Source organism: Bradyrhizobium sp. SPXBL-02, from assembly GCF_051853065.1.
Lineage (GTDB): Bacteria > Pseudomonadota > Alphaproteobacteria > Rhizobiales > Xanthobacteraceae > Bradyrhizobium.
Map to the genome: position 1 here is coordinate 2,096,488 of NZ_CP182474.1, position 16,804 is coordinate 2,113,291.

A 16,804-nucleotide genomic window follows, 5' to 3' on the forward strand; every position below is an offset into this window, starting at 1 on the left:
GGAGTCCCATCGCGTCCAATCTGTGATTCACTGCGTCGCATGAATGCAGATCGCGACGCTGCTCCGGATAACGTTGCCGACCTGAAGGCGGCGCTGGCAGCCAAGCGCGCGAAGGGTTTGGAGATCGCCGCCGAGCTCGCTGTCGCCCGTGCGAAAGCGTCGGAAGACGAGGCGCTGATCGCACAGCAGAAGCTGCAGATCGCCAAGCTAAAGCATCAGATCTATGGGCAACGGTCGGAGCGTTCTTCGCGCCTGATCGAGCAGTTGGCGCTGACGTTCGAAGAGCTGGAAGCAAACGCCACCGAGGACGAGCTGGCGGCCGAACGGGCCGTGGCCAAGATGACGACGGTGCGCGGATTTACACGTAAGCGCCCCGACCGTCAGACCTTCCCCGAGCATCTGCCACGGGAACGGGTGGTAATTGATCCGCCGGCAGCTTGTGAATGCTGCGGCAGCAACCGTCTGCGCAAGCTCGGTGAAGATGTCACGCGGACGCTGGAAGTGGTGCCGCGCCAGTGGAAGGTAATCGAGACGGTCCGGGAGAAGTTCTCCTGCCGCGACTGCGAGAAGATCAGCCAGGCTCCGGCGCCATTCCATGCCATCGCGCGGGGATGGGCCGGCCCAGCCTGTTGGCCATGATCATGTTCGAGAAGTTCGGTCAGCATCAGCCCTTGAACCGCCAGGCCGAGCGGTACGTGCTGGAAGGCGTGCCGATCGCACTGTCGACCATGGCCGATGCCGTTGGTGCGGTCTGTGCCTCGCTGGATCCCCTGCTGCGCCTGCTGGAAGCCTATGTCATGCGGGCCGAGCGCCTTCATGCCGATGATAGTGTGCTGCAGAAGCACACGGAAAGGATGATCGAGATGATCTGAAAATCTGTGTGCACAAGCTGTGGCAGCGATGAGGGTGGGCCCCTCGGGATCGACTTTCAGGAGTGGGTCCCAAATCACTTCAAGCGGCTTCGCTTAAGAGGCGCGGTCGTGAGCGTTGAAGCCAACGGTCGGGAATACCCGAACGGATAGGCGTCCGAGAGACGAATGAAAATGAACCCGCCGATGAACCGTCGTAACGTGGAAATCGTCGTCAAAACCAGAGGTGTGTCGTCCCTCTGGGATGAGCCCGCCGGAAGCCTGATGACCGGGCGGGCGGCGACCGGCGTTGAGGGGGCGTGAATCGGATGCAGGCGCTGCCGCGGAACTGCAGGAACCAGTCGCTCCGATGGAAAGGGAGAAGCACAAGCGGAGAAGACCGCGAGGCGAGATTACCAACGCGGAGCACTGGGACGGACCGATCCGTATTAGCGACGAAGGCTCGTAATGGGGCCGGAGCAAAGGGATCGGATCAGGAGGGCTGGCCACCGGCGCAACTGACAACAGGAGGACGACGGTGAACCAGCCGAGCAAACCGTTCAACATCGACAAGAGAGAGGTGTACGAAGCATATCTGCAGGTGCGATCCAATGGTGGCGCAGCCGGTGTCGACGGAGTGACGATTGAGCAGTTCGAGTCCGACTTGAAGAGCAATCTCTACAAGATTTGGAATCGCATGAGCTCAGGCGTTTACTTTCCGCCGCCTGTTCGCGCCGTCTCCATTCCAAAGAAGAGTGGGGGCCAAAGGATCCTCGGGGTGCCCACTGTGGCAGACCGCGTGGCACAGACGGTTGTCAAACAACTAATTGAGCCGGCTCTCGACGCAATCTTTCTGGCGGATTCTTACGGCTACAGACCCGGTAAATCGGCTCTCGATGCCGTAGGCGTAACGCGACAGCGGTGCTGGAAGTACGATTGGGTTCTGGAGTTCGACATCAAGGGACTGTTCGACAACATCGACCACGAGCTTCTGCTGCGGGCCGTCCGGAAACATGTGACGTGCGCATGGGCGCTGCTCTACATTGAAAGATGGCTGACAGCGCCGATGGTGCAAGAGGATGGAACGATAATCGAGCGAAGCCGCGGTACCCCACAAGGGGGCGTGGTGAGCCCGATCCTCGCCAACCTCTTCCTGCACTATGCATTTGATCTCTGGATGGCACGGATGTTCCCCGATCTCAGGTGGTGTCGGTATGCGGATGACGGGTTGGTACATTGTCGGAATGAGATGGAGGCGCAAAGCGTTCGCGAAGCGCTCCAGGCTCGGCTGGCGGAGTGCTGCCTGGAACTGCATCCTACGAAGACGAGGATCGTCTACTGCAAGGACGACCGACGCCGGGGCAAGACTGAGACGGTTATGTTTGACTTTCTCGGTTATTGCTTCCGGCCGCGATCGGTCCTGGGGACGCGTTCGCAGAGGATGTTCTGCGGGTTCACTCCGGCGGTCAGCAAACCAGCGCTGAATGCCATGCGAGCGACGATCCGAGGCTTGAAACTTCGCAAGCGAACCGAGGTGACTTTGGACGATATTGCCCGCGAGCTAAACCCGATGGTTAGGGGGTGGATCGCTTATTATGGGCAATATACGCGTTCAGCGCTCTATCCTTTGGCGCGCTACATCAACCAGACGTTGGCTATCTGGTTGAAGCGAAAGTACAAGCGCTTCCATCACCGCTTGGGACGCGCACGTCTCTTCCTGGAGAAGATCGCGCGTGAGAACCGCAGGCTCTTTGTGCATTGGCAACTCGGCGATGACGGCAAGCTTGCCTGATGGGAGCCGGGTGAGGCGAGAGTCTCACGCCCGGTTCTGCGAGAGGCTGGAGGTGAAATCCCTCCGGCCTACTCACCCGACGGTGCCGGTGCTGGCCAAGGGTAAGACCGACACGGGACGATGCTGGATCTACGTCCGCGACGACCGGCCGTTTGGGGGCACGGATCCGCCGGCGGCGATGTTCTATTACTCACGCGACCGCAAGGGCGAGCGTCCGCAGGGGCATCTGGCGGGCTATGCCGGCATCCTGCAGGCCGACGCGTATGACGGGTACAACCAGCTCTATCTGGCGGGACGCCAACCTGGCCCGATCCGGGAAGCGGCCTGCTGGTCGCACGGACGGCGCCCGTTCTTTGCCATGGCTGACATCGAAGAGAATGCCCGGCGCAAGGCCGCCGGCAAGAAGGAAATCCCGCTCTCGCCGATCGCGATCGAGGTCGTGCGGAGGATCGATGCACTGTTCGAGATCGAGCGCTCCATCAAACGGCAAGAGTGCCGAGGAGCGCCTTCAGGTGCGGCAGACGCTGAGCCGGCCTCTGGTCGAGGACCTCCAGGTCTACATGCGGGAGCAGCTTGCCAAGCTGTCTCGGGGGCACGACCTAGCCAAGGCGTTCAACTATATCCTGAAGCGATGGGCGAACTTCACGCTGTTCCTCGAGGACGGCCGCGTGTGCCTCTCCAACAATGCTGCCGAAAGAGGCTTGCGAGGCATCGCTCTTGGGCGAAAGTCCTGGCTGTTCTGCGGCTCCGATCGTGGCGGACGGCGCGGGGCGGCCATTACAGCCTCATCGTCACGGCCAAGATGAACGGCGTCGATCCGCAAGCCTGGCTGGCCGATATCGTCGCCCGTATCGCTGCCCATCCGGCTCATCGGCTGGACGAACTGCTGCCCTGGAATTGGACGCCAGCATCAGCGATCGACGCTCGAGCAGCATGACCACCCACGTCAACAAGGTCCATCACGTCACCACCATCACCCAGGTCGCGAAAGATCTCGACGAAGATGAAGATTGGCTACGAGACGTCGCCAACGAAATGGAGATCGAGGACGGCGCCATTTGGGTGTTTGGCGTTGGCGAAGACGGCGTTCAAGCGTTCACCGACTTCGGCATCGAGCGCCTCATCGAGCTCATCCAAGTCTATAAAGAAAATCCCGAGTTGCTCAAACGCTGGTCGACCCAATAATCCGCTCAAGCCCGCGGCCTACGCCGGATGCTTACCGATGCTCGGGCCCAACGAACTCACCTGTCGCACCTTCGAGAAGCGAAGCCGCGGTGGCGTGCATGTCAGTGCTCGAGATTTCCATTGGCGAGGTCCTCGTGCGCGCTGATGTCGATGAGGCACACTTGCGGCGGGTGATCCGGGCGGTCCGATCGGCATGATCCCTCTGGTGTGAAGGTGTTCCTCGCCAGCCATCCGGTCGAACTTCGGCAAGGGGCATCGATGGGCTTGCTGCGCTTGTGCCCGATGCCGGCTCAGATCCGTTCGATGGGGTGCTTTATGTGTTCCGGGCCGAAGAGCCGCCCGAATCAAGATCGTATGGTGGGATGGCTTCGGCGTGTGCCTTTATTGAAACGCCTCTGCGAAGTTCTGCTGGCCGCGGATCGGGCATCACCGGTGCAGCTCACCTCCGGGCAGTTAATGGCACTGGCGGATGGGATGGACTGAAAGCGGGTCAGGGCTGTGCCGGTCAGGCCGCCGCAGCTTGTTGGATAAAAGCTCTGCGGCGAAGTGGATCAGCGGCCTGAAAGGACGAGAGAACCGGGGCAAAATGTGCTCTGGTCGGGTCAATCACGCCGTCCGATCTCAACCTCCCGAAAGACGTAGAGATGTTGCAAGCCATGGTGCTTGCCGTGGCCGGGAAGGCGGCCCGCGCCGATGCTCTGGAGAGCGAGGTCGACGATCTCAAGGCGCGCAACGCCGATGCCGATGCGCGCATCGCGCAACCGACACAAATCCTGAAGGCATTCGACCGCGCCCGCTTCGGCCGACCATTGGAAAAGCTCGGCTCTGCGAACGGCGACGATGTACAGCACGCCTTTGTCTTCGAGGAGATCAAGACCGGAATCGCTGCGATCAAGGCCCAGGTCAGTAAAGGCCGTGAGCAAGCGGAAAGCAAGGTGGTGGAGAAGACCGTACGTGGCCAGCGCCCTAACGCACGCGTTGCCCCGCGCCAGCAACCTTCCGCGGCGATCGTCGCGGATCTCTTGCCTCTGGCAGCAGACCTTGCGGCGGATCTCCGGCAAATCAAAACTGGCCGACGCAACCCGCTACCCCGTCTCGCGATGTACCCTCTTCGAACGCTTCCTGACCGATGGCCCCATTGAGCTCGACTCCAAGATCGTCGAGCGCGCCATCAGACCACAGACAATTGCAAGAAGAATAGTCTCTTCGCGGGCAGCGACGGCGGCGGACGAACTTGGGCGACAATCGCAACACTGCTTCAGACACCGAAAATGAACAACGTCGATCCGTTCGCCTGGCTGAGCCTAACGCTTCAGCATAAAGCCAACGGCTGGCCGAGCAGCGAAATCGACGCGCTTATCCCATGAAACCACGCCGTGTGGCGGCCGCGGCTTACCGCTTACCGGCGTAGTGCGATAGCTCCGGGCGGCTTCACACAGCACGGCCCGCGCAATCGAACTGCCCGCCATGGTGATGCCACGGGGCCTTTACCGTACTGCCGCTGCTGTGCTTGCCTGGAGCGAGGCGGAAGTAGGCAACGTCTCCGGCCTCGGCGAGCACAGTAGCGGCGACGACCGGACCGACGCCCTTGAATGCTTGCAGAGTCTGCATCTTTTTGGCCCACGGGAACTCGCGCGTGTAGTTCGCTGATTTGCGCGTCTACTCCAGTCTTGCGAGCTTGGTCGTGGTCGAGTGCGTTGAGATAGGTCTGGAATGCAATCTGTTACGCCGGATGGGCGAACGTCCTGTTGCAGAGCCAGATCCGATGTCGGCGGCTCCAGGCTTTACTCTTTGAAAACGCAGGACGCAGCATGAACGCCTGAATGCGAATCATCCGGGCGGACATCCTGACCGGCTGCGTGCCCGCGCCTCTACCAAGTCGCGTAGTGGCTCATGAAGCGCGTCCGGCACCCAAACATAGGTGAGCTCACGAGCCCGATGCAGTCGAGGCAAAATTGATGGCGTCGCACCGGTCATTCTTGATCCGCTCGCCCGTGTTGCGCGGCCTCAGCGAGGGAGCGCACACTCTGCGGATCATCCCCATTGTCGAGAGGTGACGTTGGACGTTGTAGCCGCATGATCCAGCCTCGTAGACGAATTCGACCACACCATGCCGACGCGCCAGACTCCGCGCGAGTTTGCCGATCGCTGCCGGATCGTTCTTGATCGTGCCGACGTGCTGAACCTCACCCCCCCCTCGCCCAGCGTTCGCTGACGCGACAGAAATTGTCTTCTCGTGTACGTCGAAACCAACGAAGGCACAAACCCTTGCATAGCATTTCTCCTTCCTGCCGGGTCCTAGCCGGGCGGCGCCCAGGATGCCATCACGGGTCGGAGAAGGCCATGTCATCTGACCATTGGTTACCGGGGAATCGGTAACGATCTCTCCGGCGCAGTTGAGCTATCTGTTGTCCGCGTTCGATTTGCGTTGCCCTCAAGAAACCCGGCGTCCGACGCGGATTGGATAGCCGTTTACGGTTTGAATCTGCTGCTTGATCTGATTCAATGGCTTCATGATACCGAAGCCGGACGATCTTCCATCGGACCTTGTCACTGCCGTGGGGCGCTGCAGGCCGAGCGTGAGGGTGGCTGCGAGCCGAGGCGGTGGCTGCCAGTGCGCGCGCGGAGCTGTCGGACAATGAGGCGCTGATCGCGCATCTGGAGCTGCGGATCGAGAAGCTCAAACGCGAACTGTATGGGTAGTGCTCCGAGCGCACGGCACGGCTGCTCAAGCAGTTGGAGTTGGAACTCGAAGTACTCGTCACCACAGCGAGCGAGGATGAGCTTGCCGCGCAGGCCGCCGCGACAAAGACGCAGAACGTCCGCCCCTCTATGCGCTAGCGGCCGGTGCACAAGCCATGGCCGGATGACATCGAACGCGAGCGCATCGTCGTTGAGGCTCCAACGACCTGTGGCTGCTGCGGTGGATCGGGGCTGGCAAAAAAGCGGTGAGGACACCAAGAGGCTGGAGGAGATCCCGCGCTGCTCAAGCTGATCCAGACGGTACGCGAGAAGTTCACCTGCCGCGATTGCGAGAAGATCAGCCACCCGCCCGCGCTGTTCCACGCCACGCCGCGCGACTTCATCGGCCCACAATTGCTGGGGACGATCCTGTTCGACAAGTTCGGTATGCATAACCCGCTCAAGCGTCAGAGTGCGCGCTTTAAGGCCGAGGGGATCGACGCGCCGTTGTCGACGCTGCCGGACCAGGTCGGCCACGGGAGCTTCGCCGTCAAGCCGCTCTTTCACTTGATTGAACGCCAGATGCTCGCTGCCGAGCGCCTTCATGACGACGGCAACACCATCCGTATCCTGGCGAAGGGCAAGTGCACGACCTGGCGGATCTGGACTTATGTGCGGGATGACCGGCCCTTTGCCGGGCAGCGCCGCCGGCGGCGGTCTATTACGCCTCGAGTGACCGACGAGGCGAGCATCCCCAGGAGCATCTGGCCGCCCGCGGGCATCCTGCGATTACAACGGCTTCGAGCCCGCTGCTTAATCCGCAGAAGAAGGTGTTGCCGATTACGCCAGCATTTTTGCTTCGCCCACGCGCGGCGGGCTTCCTCGAGTTCGCCCGCATCGAGAAGGACGCCCGGGAAGCCACAAGCGCAAACCGGTCTCCCCGATTGCGCTGGAAGCGGTCAGACGCCCCGATGAGTTGTTCGAGATCGAGCGCGCCAGCAACGGCCGGGGCGCCGACGACGGCGCGCCGCGCGCCGGGACAAGTGCAAGCCGCTTCTCGAAGACATGCACGCCTGGCTGCTCCGCGAGCGAGAAACCCTCTCGCGCTCCTCGGAAGTTCTGAAGCCTATGAATTACATGCTCAGGCGCTGGGAGAACTTCGCCCGCTTCCTGGACGACTGGCAGGATCTGCTTAACGAATGTTGTGCTGAGCGCATTGAGAGGCTTCGCCTTGGGAAGGCGCTGACCTGCCCTGAATTTTCATCCAGCGGCAGTTAGAGTTCGGGTTTTGTGCAGCGTGACCTGCCACCGAACTTTCATCCAGCAGCGGTTAGAGACTCGGGGTTTTGTGTAGCGAGACCGAACTTTGGACCACCCAGAACTAGAGTTTTGCGCTCTTATCACGTTGGCGGGCTGGTGGCGCCGGCGTGATTTTGCAGCAAAATCGGCGGCCGATTGCCGATCGCTCCATGGGGCCGCTCCTCGTTGTAGTATCTGCGCCAAGTCTCCACCTTTTCCCGGGCGTCCGCAAGCGACAGGAACCAATGGGCGTTGAGGCATTCGACCCGGAAGCGGCCATTGAACGCTTCGATAAAGGCGTTGTCGGTCGGTTTGCCCGGGCGTGAGAAGTCCAGCGTGACGCCGCGCTGGTAGGCCCAGAGGTCGACGTCACGCGACACGAACTCGCCGCCTTGGTCGACGCGGATCGTCGCCGGGAAGCCCACTTCGTTGCAAACCCTTTCCAGCACCTCCACAACATCGGTGCCGCGGAAAGTGAGCCGCGGCTCCAGGGCGGGCGAGAAGCGGGAGAAGATATCGATAATCGTGAGCACCCGGAGCTTGCCACCATTTGCCAGCTGGTCATGAACAAAGTCCATCGCCCAGGTCTCGTTGGCGCGCGTCGCTGGCCTGCGGTCATCGCGCAGCTTGGCCTTGACCCTCCGCTTCGGCGATTTATTGCGCAATTGCAGGCCCAATTCGCGATAGATGCGACGGGTCTTGTTCTGCCCATGACGCCATCCCTCGCGGCGGAGCAGGACGTGGACGCGGCGATAGCCGTAGCGTACGCGAACATGGCAGATCTCCTTGATCCGAGCTTCGAGGGCGGCCTGGCCGGAGCGACGAGATTTGTAGTGGTAGGTCGAGCGATCGAACTCGAGGGTCTCACAAGCCTTGCGGATCGAGACTTGCCACTCACCACAAACCTCATCGACGAGCTTGCGCTTCCGACCAGGCTTTATAGCTTTCGGCGGATCACGTCCTGCAACATCTCCTTGTCGAGCGACAGATCGGCTACTAGCTTCTTTAGCTTGGCGTTCTCGTCCTCGAGCTGCTTCAGCCGGCGCATCTCGGTCGGCAGCAGACCGTCATACTTCTTCTTCCAATTGAAGTAGGTCGCCTGGCTGATCCCGGCCTTGCGGCAGATCTCCGCAACCGGGACCCCGTCGTTGCCCTGCTTGAGAATGAACGCCTTTTGGGCGTCCGAAAACTTCGAGGCCTTCATCGTCGTCGCTCCTCCCAGTCGAGGGATTTACGCAGCGCCAACTCTAGCCAAAAATGGTCCAGTTTGCCGGCCTCAGATCATTGTCAGCGTGGGCGCCGACCGTACGGCCATTATGCTGACGATGATCACCGCCTGTTGCCTCAACGATGTCGATCCGAAGCCATGGTTCGCCGACTTCCTCGCCCATATTGCCGATCTTCCCGCATTGTGTCTGAACGAACTGCTGCCCTGGGCATGGAAGCTCCTGCGCCAAGCCGAAGAACCTGCCGATCACCAGGCCGCCTAACCTCCATGGAACGTCATCGTAGAGCTCGCCGTACCCGCGCATGCGTCATCAGGCGGTCCTCGTCGTCTGCGTATGCTTCGCGTGGGCGTTCGCCAGGCAAGTACAGTCGGCCTGATCAAGCCCTCTCATCAGGATAGCGATGTGGACGGCGGCTTGGTTCGATGCCAAGAGTTCATGCCATCTAGCGACGATCCCATAAGCGAGGCTGGATAGCGCAGAAGCGCCGCGGTCACAAATTCAGGTGAAGACTTTCGTCCTTTCGAAGCGACACATTGCAGAAATTCGGCTGCGGAATCCCTTAGTCTCCGCGCGGTACCCCAAACAACGTGCGCCCTGATGAGCTCACGCGTTTGCTAATCATCTGGAGATCTATACTATGAAGAAAAGGCTGGGAATGAGAGGGAAGATCGAGGAGATCATTTACGTTCGGCTCGAGGCCGGCGAAGACTTCGTTCACGCCCTATGGGACATATGCAAAGAGTACGATATCAAGACAGGTGTCCTTTTGGACGCGACCGGCAACTTGGCCAAGGTTAGGTTAATGCGGATTTCCAGAGAGCCACGGAGGGACAATTGGGGAGTTGACTTCCTTGAGATTCCGGGGCCGATGCAGGTGAGTGCGACTGGGATCCTTGGGACCGGCTGGGTCCCGGATAATTTGCCGCCGACGCCGGAGTTTCATCGTGGCTACGCCGACACAGGCTTCGGTGCTGGAGGTTGGGAGGGACACGGGACCCCTTATTTCAAGATCAATATTACAGTGACGAATGTCTCGGAGACGATTTGTGGGCACCTCTTGCAGGGTTCACTCGTGGGCAACATCAATCACGACGGAAAAGCTGCTGTGCCGTCGCACTTCACGGTCGCTATCGCAAAGGTTTCGGGGGTCATCTTGCGGGCCACCTACGACAAGAGCGGCTTCTATCACGACCTCGTGCCCGCATAGTTGAGTTGCTGGACAGGGACACGGCGTATCCTCGCTGTTAAATCACCGACCAGCACAGGAGCAATTCAGGCCCTAAAGCGGGGTAGGGTTAGGTTGAAAGGATTTGACATTTCCAAAATCACCTTGTTTCTGATACACCATGCTGGCTGGATTGCACGCCAGCATGGATGGGCAAGCCTTATTCTCCGAATCTCCGCAAGCGTGTCGTGGCCGCGATTGAGAGCGGGATATCCCGCAGTCGGCCAGCCCAGCAGTTGGGGTGGCGACCAGCACAGCCATTGGCTGGATGCAGCGGGTCGAGGAGACCGCAGCGTTGAGCCAGGTCAGGTGTAGTCGTCAGTAACGAGCGGCTAAGCGATTGAGCTAGAATTGCATTTTTCGTTGTGGACTGTTTTTAGATTGCAGGATTTTGATGCTTCGAGCATCGGAACGCTTCAATTTCATTTTCAGGACTCCGTCGAACCGCCAGTCGTGATTGCGTCACCGCATCGGAGGGGGACGATGCGACCGAAGAAGCACAGGACGACGCGAACGGGCGGTCTGTTCCGGGCCAGGCTGGACCAGATCATCGACATGAAGCACGAGCTGATTCTGCTCGCCAATAAGGTTTACTGGAACTGGATCGACGGCGAGATCGCCCCGCTTTACAGCGAGAACGGCCAGCGGGGGATCGAAACCCGCTTCAGATCTGGCTGTTGTTACTCAAGCACATTTACGGGCTGTCTGATGAGAGGGCGTGCGAGCGCTGGGTCCACGACCCGTATTTCCAGTTCTTCACCGGCGAGGAGTTCTTCCAGCACGCTTTCCCACACGAGCGCTCGGACCTGAGCCATTGGCGCAAGCGGCTCGGCGACTAGCTGGAGTTGCTGCTCGCCGAGAGCTTGCGGGTGACGCACGAGGCCGGCGCGTTGCGCAGCGAGGACCTCAAGCGGGGTGACGGTCGACACCACGGTTCAGCCGAAGGCCATCACCTTTCCGACGGATGCCAAGCTCTTCATGCGGCCATCAAGGGGCCTGAATCGCCTGGCAACCAGACATGGCGTCAGGCTGCGGCAAATCCTATTGTCGCGTGGCCAAGGCGTTTCTCCGGGCGACACTTGTCATTGGTGGAGCGCGAAGAGCATCCGCAACGCGCGTCCTGTTCGCAAGCAAGCCGTCAGCTCGCGGCGCAACACTCCCCGGCCCTGAACGAAGAGGGACTGATAGATGGCTTCGTGGCTGACGCGCATCGTCTTGTCGTCCGGGAAGTCGATCGGCAGGCGTGCGAACGCACGACCCGCTTCACGATGTATCAATGAGCCGCAAGGCCGATTGATACGACAATGCCCATGGAGAGCTTCTTCCATACCCTGAAGACCGAACTCGTTCACCATCGCGACTACAAGACCCGCGCCGAGGCCAAGCGCAACATCTTCTTCATCGAGGGCTTCTACAACGGAACCCGGCTCCATTCCGCGATGCGGATAAATCGCCCCGATCGAGATGGAGCTAAAGCCGCCTAAACCCGTCTCTTCTTCGGTGAAGATGATAATGTCGTGGTAGATTGCGCTGCTGCTTGCTTCGCTCATGCCCGCCCGCGGCGCAGACGCTTCTGCGCTGTGATGGGCTCCTGTGCCGTTACCTTCGATTGAAGACGCTCCCAGTTGCCAGATTTTGTTTCGCGCGACCTACCGATGCTGGTGGTTGAGTTTGACATCAGAGCATGTAACGAGTTGCATGCGTCGACGCATTCAGCGCTTGGCGTTGGGACCGTCGCTTGCATTGAGTTACATACATTTGTTGCCTTAGTGGAGGACGATCTAATCGCCCCAACAATTAGACGAATCCGATGTGGCCTGATAACGGTTCATCATAGCCTCTCAGGCGCGATGCTTGGTAGCCTTCTTTCTCAGCCGCGGATCTACGCTGGCTTTCGTTCTGGCTTGCGTTTGCTGTAACCGGCAAAAGGGCGCTACTGATCGTTTGCTCGGACCATGGTGAACGAGCCTAATGAGATCGAGAGGTGCGGTATGCGCTACGACGTTATACTTGGAATTATGCTTCTTCAGGCGGGATGTCATGAAGCTGCATGGTCCGATCTCTGGAATTACGGCGTCGAGGAAAGTCAGATCCTATACGCGGGGCAGACTCCAAGAGAGAATCTTGGTCTCAAGCGGCCCCTCAATTGTTCACGTAATCGAGTTTGGTTGCGCGACCAGCGAGTCTGATAGGACACGGCATGGCTTCTCTCGCGCGAGTGAGCTGATCGGCAGAAGGACCAGTGTCCTCGGGCCAAATCAATTTGGAAGTATCCGATGGCTCTGGGCGTTCAGGCCGGTCTGCCGAGCACGGCTGTGATCTCGATAATCGGCGACTGCCTTCGGTGATCCCCGACCGAGTTGGACGCGCTCGTGTACCTAGAAGCGACGCTTGATCGCATAAAAGCCTCGAATTCTCGGGCTCAGGCGGAGACTTTCGTGCTTGCGAGGCCGCGCATTGCGGAAATTCGGCTAAGGAATCCCATAGCATTCCGCAGCGCTTCACACCTCGGCCCCCTTTAAAAGACCTCAAGGGCGTGAGGAATTCACGCGCTTTGCCTTAATCACTTAGGGATCTGTGACATGACTAGGAAAATGATGAGTGGGAAGATCGAGGAGATCATCTACGCTCAACTCGAGGAAGGCGAAGACCTTCTTCGAGCTCTTTGGGACATCTGCAAACAAAAGGATGTCAAGACAGGAGTCCTTCTGGACGTGACCGGCTACATGAGGAAGGTTAGGGTACAGCGGGAACCCCACGAGCCACGACCGGGAACGGGAATAGCCGGGATTGACTTTGTTGAAATTCCGGGTGGGCTAGAGGTGAGCGGGCACGGCATCATCGGGATGGGCTGGGTCCCTGACGACTCGATAAAACCCTCGCCAGCGCTTACCCGGGGCGGCGGCCACACGGGTTTCGGTGCCGGAGGCTGGGAGGGACACAAGACACCCTATATCCACGTTCATATTACGGTGACGAACGCCTCCCAGACGGTCTGTGGGCACCTCATGGAGGGGTCATACGTGGGAACTGGATACTTCACAGTCGCTATCGCAAAGGTCTCAGGGGTCATCTTGAGGGCGACCTACGACAAGAGTGGCTACTATCACGAGCTCGTGCCGGCCTAGGTGGGGGCGCGAGGAGGCTGGAAAGGAACGCGGCGTAGCTTTCGACGGTGGATCACCAACCGCTAAAGCAGCCGCCGGTCATGTTGCAACGTATCCTGCGGCGGTGAAGTAGTTGGCGCATTCGGTTGGTGTGAAGCGATCAAGGATGCGACCGACCGCACTTCAGAGGCCGTCGACCGTTCGTTCTGCAGCCTGATGTAAGAGCGCCTTGAGCTTCGCGAAGGCGTTCTCGGTCGGATCAAAATCAGGGCTGTAGGCAGGTAGAGCAGGCCTGCACCCGCAGCTTCGATCATGTGGCGGACCCTTGGTCCTTGGCTGGACAAGTTGTCCATGATGACGATGGCGTCTGGGAACTGTTGGCTGCTTCCTCGTTGCGGCCGTGTGCTGCTTGTAAGAGGGCTCCAGCCGCCTCCGGGCATTCCTTTGGATCCGGATCGGTCGTGCAGACCTTCTTGTACTTGCCGCTCTGTCGCCCCGTTCTCTCGACCTCGCTTTCATCCTGTCCTTAATTTTTGCTCAGTACATCCAGCACATGTTGCTCGGTGAGGCTGTCCCAACTCACGTTGCCGCGAATCAGCGACGTATCGATCTGGACATTATCTTTCCCGAAGAAGAGACGGGTTTAGGCGGTTTTAGCTCCATCTCGATCGGGGCGATTTATCCGATTGCGGAATGGAGCCGGGTTCCGTGTAGAAGCCCTCGATGAAGAAGATGTTGCGCTTGGCCTCGGCGCGGGTCTTGTAGCCGCGATGGTGAACGAGTTCGGTCTTCAGGGTATGGAAGAAGCTCTCCATGGGCATTGTCGTATCAATGGGCCTTGCGGCTCATTGATGCGGTGATGCCGGCGCCCGCGAGAGCGTCGCGATAAGAGTGTGAGGCACACTGGGCGGATTCAGGCGGTCGTCGCAACACCAGTTACTTTCGCTCATGACAGCAAGGCGTCAAGCGCCTCCGCGGTTGTCTTCCAACCCAGTGTCTTTCTCGGTCGGGCATTGAGGGCCGCTGCCACAGCGGATATCTCGTCGGCGCTGTGGATGCTCAGGTCTGTGCCTTTCGGGAAGTACTGCCGCAACAAACCGTTGGTGTTCTCGTTAGTGCCGCGGATGCGAGTTCGACCTGCATATGATCGCGCATGGCCCAGCCAACGATCTTTCGGCTGAAGAATTCATAACAGCCGCCAGGTACAACCCCCCTTCCGTGGTCGCCACGTCCCTGCGTCCGCAGGACGGCATGGACGCGAGGACTGCCGTAGCGTCCGCTGCTGTCTCGATGGGCCTGCCGGGTAACAGCCAGGAGCGTGGCATTGGATTTTGTCCGCTCGCTCACCCGGCGATCGCGCCAGGCATAGTAGTCGGCCGGCGAGACATCGAGCATGGCGCACATCAATTGTATCGGATAGGTGTCGCGGTGATCTTCGATGAAGCGGAAGCTCATCTCCGGGTTCCGGCGAAGATCGCGATCGACTTTTTTAAATGTCGCGCTCATCCGGATTTCTGTCAATCGGTTCATTCGTTTCTTAACCGATCGACGGCCGGCGTTGAGTTGCAAGGCCAATCGTTATACAGTTAATCATCGACCCCGCGCGACACTCTCGGGACGGCCGCGGGCAACACGCGCCGAATCTCGACGCCAACATTGAGCTCTTGCACCCTCGCGGCAATCCGCGCGCGGCCTCCCCCTGAAGCAAGCGCAGCTAGGGCGGCATCCCAGTTGAGGAATCGTGCGGGGTTTCCGAATGGACAGAGATCTCATTCAGACTGCCTGCCGGCGCTTGAGGTCCACTCGGAATGCCGAAGGCGCCTCCGTTTGCGGGAACAGATTCCGGCGTCATCAGGCTACTAAATGTCGCTGTTCATTCGGCGTTTACCGACCGCGTATTGTAGCCAACATGCTTGCCGTGCACGTCTGTGCACATCACGTAAGCGATGCAGTCGCCCGATAGCCTTAGTCTGCCGCTGTCTTCGGTCGTGATGTGCCACTTGGGGCGGCGTTCCGCACAATGACTGATTGTCTCCGCGACGCCTCGCCTGTTGCGAGGCATCGGCCGGCACGACCATCAGCGCCAGCGCGCCGGCCGATATGCTGGTCCTAGCGTAAGTTCATCCTGGCGTGTTGGTGATTCACCGCGCCGCGCCGTATTCTTTTCGGTCGATGGGGCTATGCCGGTACGAGGTCGTGATAGAAGCCGGTCTTGTCGTAGGTGGCCCGCAAGATGACGCCCGAAACCTTTGCAATAGCGACCGTGAAGTGCGACGGCACATCAGCTTTCCCGTCGTGATTGATGGCGGCAACCAGTGAACCCTGCAACAGGTGCCCACAGATCGTCTCGTAAGCATTCGTCGCCGTCATATTGATCTTGAAGTAAGGCGTATCGTGCCCCTCCCAGCCGCCAGGACCGAAGCCTGTGTCGGGGTAGTTACGGTGAGATTCCGGCGATGGCGGCAAGTTTTCCGGGACCCAGCCCGTCCCGAGGATGCCAGTCGCGCTCACCATTAGCGGTCCTGGGATCTCAAGGAAATCAACTCCCCAGTTATCCCTCCTTGGCTCTCTGGAATTCCGCATCAACCTAACCTTGGCTAAGTTGCCGGTGGCGTCCAGGAGCACGCCTGTCTTGATATCGTATTCCTTGCAGATGTCCCAAAGGGCGTGAACGAAATCTTCGCCGGCTTCGAGTCGAACGTAGATGATCTCCTCGATCTTCCCTCTCATTCCTAGCCTTTTTCTCATGTCAGAGATCTCCAGATGATTAAGTAAACACGTCAACTCCTCGGTCGCACACTTTTGATAGCTGCACGGAGTTTCTCCGGGAACACTACGGGATCCTCAAGGCGGAATTCCGCAATGTGGCGCTTTGCAATGATGCAATCCTTCGCCTGAACTCGAAGCAATGCGAGAATTCCGTGCGATCAAGCATAGCCTCTGGGATTAACACACGAGCAAAGCACTAGATCGTGCGGATTCTTGCGATTGAACTAAACGACGGCTTACATCTTGGACAGCTGCCAAATCAGGTAGAGTTTAGGCCGCAAAGGGCGCAGGTAATCCGCCAATTCATACCTGCTTGCAGTTCTTGCAGAAACACGCGTCGGAGCAGCCGAGAGAGAACGTGCACCGGCAGGAAGAAGCCGGCCGGCAAGCGACTCAGCGTATGCCATCGGGCGAAAGTCCACCATTAGGCGGGTGCTGTTGCAGGGTTGGGCCTCAGGTACAGAGGACGGCAGTCACGCGGAGCTGCGCGCCGAGGTGCTTGGGGTCGGCCGCACTGGTGGTGAACGTCTCGGCGGCGTAGCGGAGCAGGATGGATAGACGGTGACTTTATTTGGAAGGCGATGTCTTCGGCGGGGGCTGGCAAGCAAGTACGGCACCGTTCGACGAGAGATTGCGCGCGTGCCCTCCGCCGGGTGGAACGATCTCCG

11 protein-coding genes and 11 pseudogenes are annotated in these 16,804 nt (G+C 59.5%); 12 read left to right on the top strand and 10 right to left on the bottom strand.

Annotated elements, in window-relative coordinates; genetic code table 11:
- Window positions 1-39: 39 nt before the first annotated feature.
- From ACNJYD_RS09640 to ACNJYD_RS09665, 6 genes and pseudogenes are all read left to right on the top strand, one after another.
- A pseudogene (locus tag ACNJYD_RS09640) lies at window positions 40-836 on the top strand (IS66 family transposase); the annotation flags it as partial.
- Between the two features lie 201 nt (window positions 837-1,037).
- Window positions 1,038-1,172: a hypothetical protein gene (locus ACNJYD_RS09645; RefSeq protein ID WP_256436599.1), complete on the top strand. Its 135-nt coding sequence runs from the start codon at window positions 1,038-1,040 to the stop codon at window positions 1,170-1,172.
- A 214-nt stretch (window positions 1,173-1,386) separates the two neighbouring features.
- The gene (ltrA, locus tag ACNJYD_RS09650) at window positions 1,387-2,640 is read left to right on the top strand and encodes a group II intron reverse transcriptase/maturase (RefSeq protein WP_439366110.1); all 1,254 of its coding nucleotides are present in this window, start codon (window positions 1,387-1,389) and stop codon (window positions 2,638-2,640) included.
- Window positions 2,641-2,686: 46 nt separating this feature from the next.
- A pseudogene (gene tnpC / locus ACNJYD_RS09655) lies at window positions 2,687-3,577 on the top strand (IS66 family transposase); the annotation flags it as partial.
- Window positions 3,574-3,825: a hypothetical protein gene (locus ACNJYD_RS09660; RefSeq protein ID WP_439366139.1), complete on the top strand. Its 252-nt coding sequence runs from the start codon at window positions 3,574-3,576 to the stop codon at window positions 3,823-3,825. The pseudogene tnpC and the gene ACNJYD_RS09660, both read left to right, overlap by 4 nt.
- A 605-nt stretch (window positions 3,826-4,430) precedes the next feature.
- Window positions 4,431-5,192, top strand: a pseudogene (locus ACNJYD_RS09665) (IS66 family transposase).
- A 64-nt stretch (window positions 5,193-5,256) separates the two neighbouring features.
- Here the strand turns inward: ACNJYD_RS09665 and ACNJYD_RS09670 are convergent.
- Window positions 5,257-5,436 carry a transposase gene (locus ACNJYD_RS09670; protein WP_439366140.1) on the bottom strand — a complete coding sequence of 60 codons (180 nt, stop codon included), beginning with the start codon at window positions 5,434-5,436 and terminating at the stop codon, window positions 5,257-5,259.
- A gap of 939 nt (window positions 5,437-6,375) precedes the next feature.
- Window positions 6,376-6,960, bottom strand: coding sequence for a hypothetical protein (locus tag ACNJYD_RS09675; protein WP_439366141.1), 585 nt, complete (start codon window positions 6,958-6,960; stop codon window positions 6,376-6,378).
- On the opposite strand from ACNJYD_RS09675, the pseudogene ACNJYD_RS09680 reads away from it, so the two are divergent.
- Window positions 6,955-7,785 (top strand): annotated as a pseudogene (locus tag ACNJYD_RS09680) (IS66 family transposase). The gene ACNJYD_RS09675 and the pseudogene ACNJYD_RS09680 sit on opposite strands and share 6 nt — an antisense overlap.
- Window positions 7,786-7,907: 122 nt before the next feature.
- On the opposite strand, the gene ACNJYD_RS09685 reads toward ACNJYD_RS09680, so the two are convergent.
- A protein-coding gene (locus ACNJYD_RS09685; protein WP_439366142.1) for an IS3 family transposase occupies window positions 7,908-9,010 on the bottom strand; the annotation gives its coding sequence in 2 pieces (ribosomal slippage) (window positions 7,908-8,749 and window positions 8,749-9,010; 1,104 coding nt in all).
- A gap of 91 nt (window positions 9,011-9,101) precedes the next feature.
- Between ACNJYD_RS09685 and ACNJYD_RS09690 the strand changes: the two are divergent.
- The 3 genes and pseudogenes from ACNJYD_RS09690 to ACNJYD_RS09700 all read left to right on the top strand — a co-directional run.
- Window positions 9,102-9,296, top strand: a pseudogene (locus ACNJYD_RS09690) (IS66 family transposase); the annotation flags it as partial.
- A gap of 376 nt (window positions 9,297-9,672) precedes the next feature.
- Window positions 9,673-10,242, top strand: coding sequence for a PCC domain-containing protein (locus tag ACNJYD_RS09695; RefSeq protein WP_439366143.1), 570 nt, complete (start codon window positions 9,673-9,675; stop codon window positions 10,240-10,242).
- Between the two features lie 501 nt (window positions 10,243-10,743).
- Window positions 10,744-11,323 (top strand): annotated as a pseudogene (locus tag ACNJYD_RS09700) (transposase); the annotation flags it as partial.
- A 40-nt stretch (window positions 11,324-11,363) separates the two neighbouring features.
- Here the strand turns inward: ACNJYD_RS09700 and ACNJYD_RS09705 are convergent.
- Window positions 11,364-11,504, bottom strand: a pseudogene (locus tag ACNJYD_RS09705) (IS30 family transposase); the annotation flags it as partial.
- 63 nt (window positions 11,505-11,567) lie between these two features.
- On the opposite strand from ACNJYD_RS09705, the pseudogene ACNJYD_RS09710 reads away from it, so the two are divergent.
- Window positions 11,568-11,744: pseudogene (locus tag ACNJYD_RS09710) on the top strand (IS3 family transposase); the annotation flags it as partial.
- 1,098 nt (window positions 11,745-12,842) lie between these two features.
- Window positions 12,843-13,388: a PCC domain-containing protein gene (locus ACNJYD_RS09715; protein WP_439366124.1), complete on the top strand. Its 546-nt coding sequence runs from the start codon at window positions 12,843-12,845 to the stop codon at window positions 13,386-13,388.
- Between the two features lie 78 nt (window positions 13,389-13,466).
- Here the strand turns inward: ACNJYD_RS09715 and ACNJYD_RS09720 are convergent.
- The 6 genes and pseudogenes from ACNJYD_RS09720 to ACNJYD_RS09745 all read right to left on the bottom strand — a co-directional run.
- Window positions 13,467-13,738 (bottom strand): annotated as a pseudogene (locus ACNJYD_RS09720) (IS630 family transposase); the annotation flags it as partial.
- A 282-nt stretch (window positions 13,739-14,020) separates the two neighbouring features.
- Window positions 14,021-14,188 carry an IS3 family transposase gene (locus ACNJYD_RS09725; RefSeq protein WP_439366144.1) on the bottom strand — a complete coding sequence of 56 codons (168 nt, stop codon included), beginning with the start codon at window positions 14,186-14,188 and terminating at the stop codon, window positions 14,021-14,023.
- 125 nt (window positions 14,189-14,313) lie between these two features.
- Window positions 14,314-14,490: pseudogene (locus ACNJYD_RS09730) on the bottom strand (transposase); the annotation flags it as partial.
- Entirely contained in the window at window positions 14,427-14,897 is a 471-nt protein-coding gene (locus ACNJYD_RS09735) for a hypothetical protein (protein ID WP_439366145.1), read from the bottom strand. The pseudogene ACNJYD_RS09730 and the gene ACNJYD_RS09735, both read right to left, overlap by 64 nt.
- 648 nt (window positions 14,898-15,545) lie before the next feature.
- Window positions 15,546-16,115, bottom strand: a complete 570-nt coding sequence (locus tag ACNJYD_RS09740; protein WP_439366146.1) for a PCC domain-containing protein — start codon at window positions 16,113-16,115, stop codon at window positions 15,546-15,548.
- 331 nt (window positions 16,116-16,446) lie between these two features.
- Window positions 16,447-16,779 (bottom strand): annotated as a pseudogene (locus ACNJYD_RS09745) (IS91 family transposase); the annotation flags it as partial.
- Window positions 16,780-16,804 lie beyond the last annotated feature (25 nt).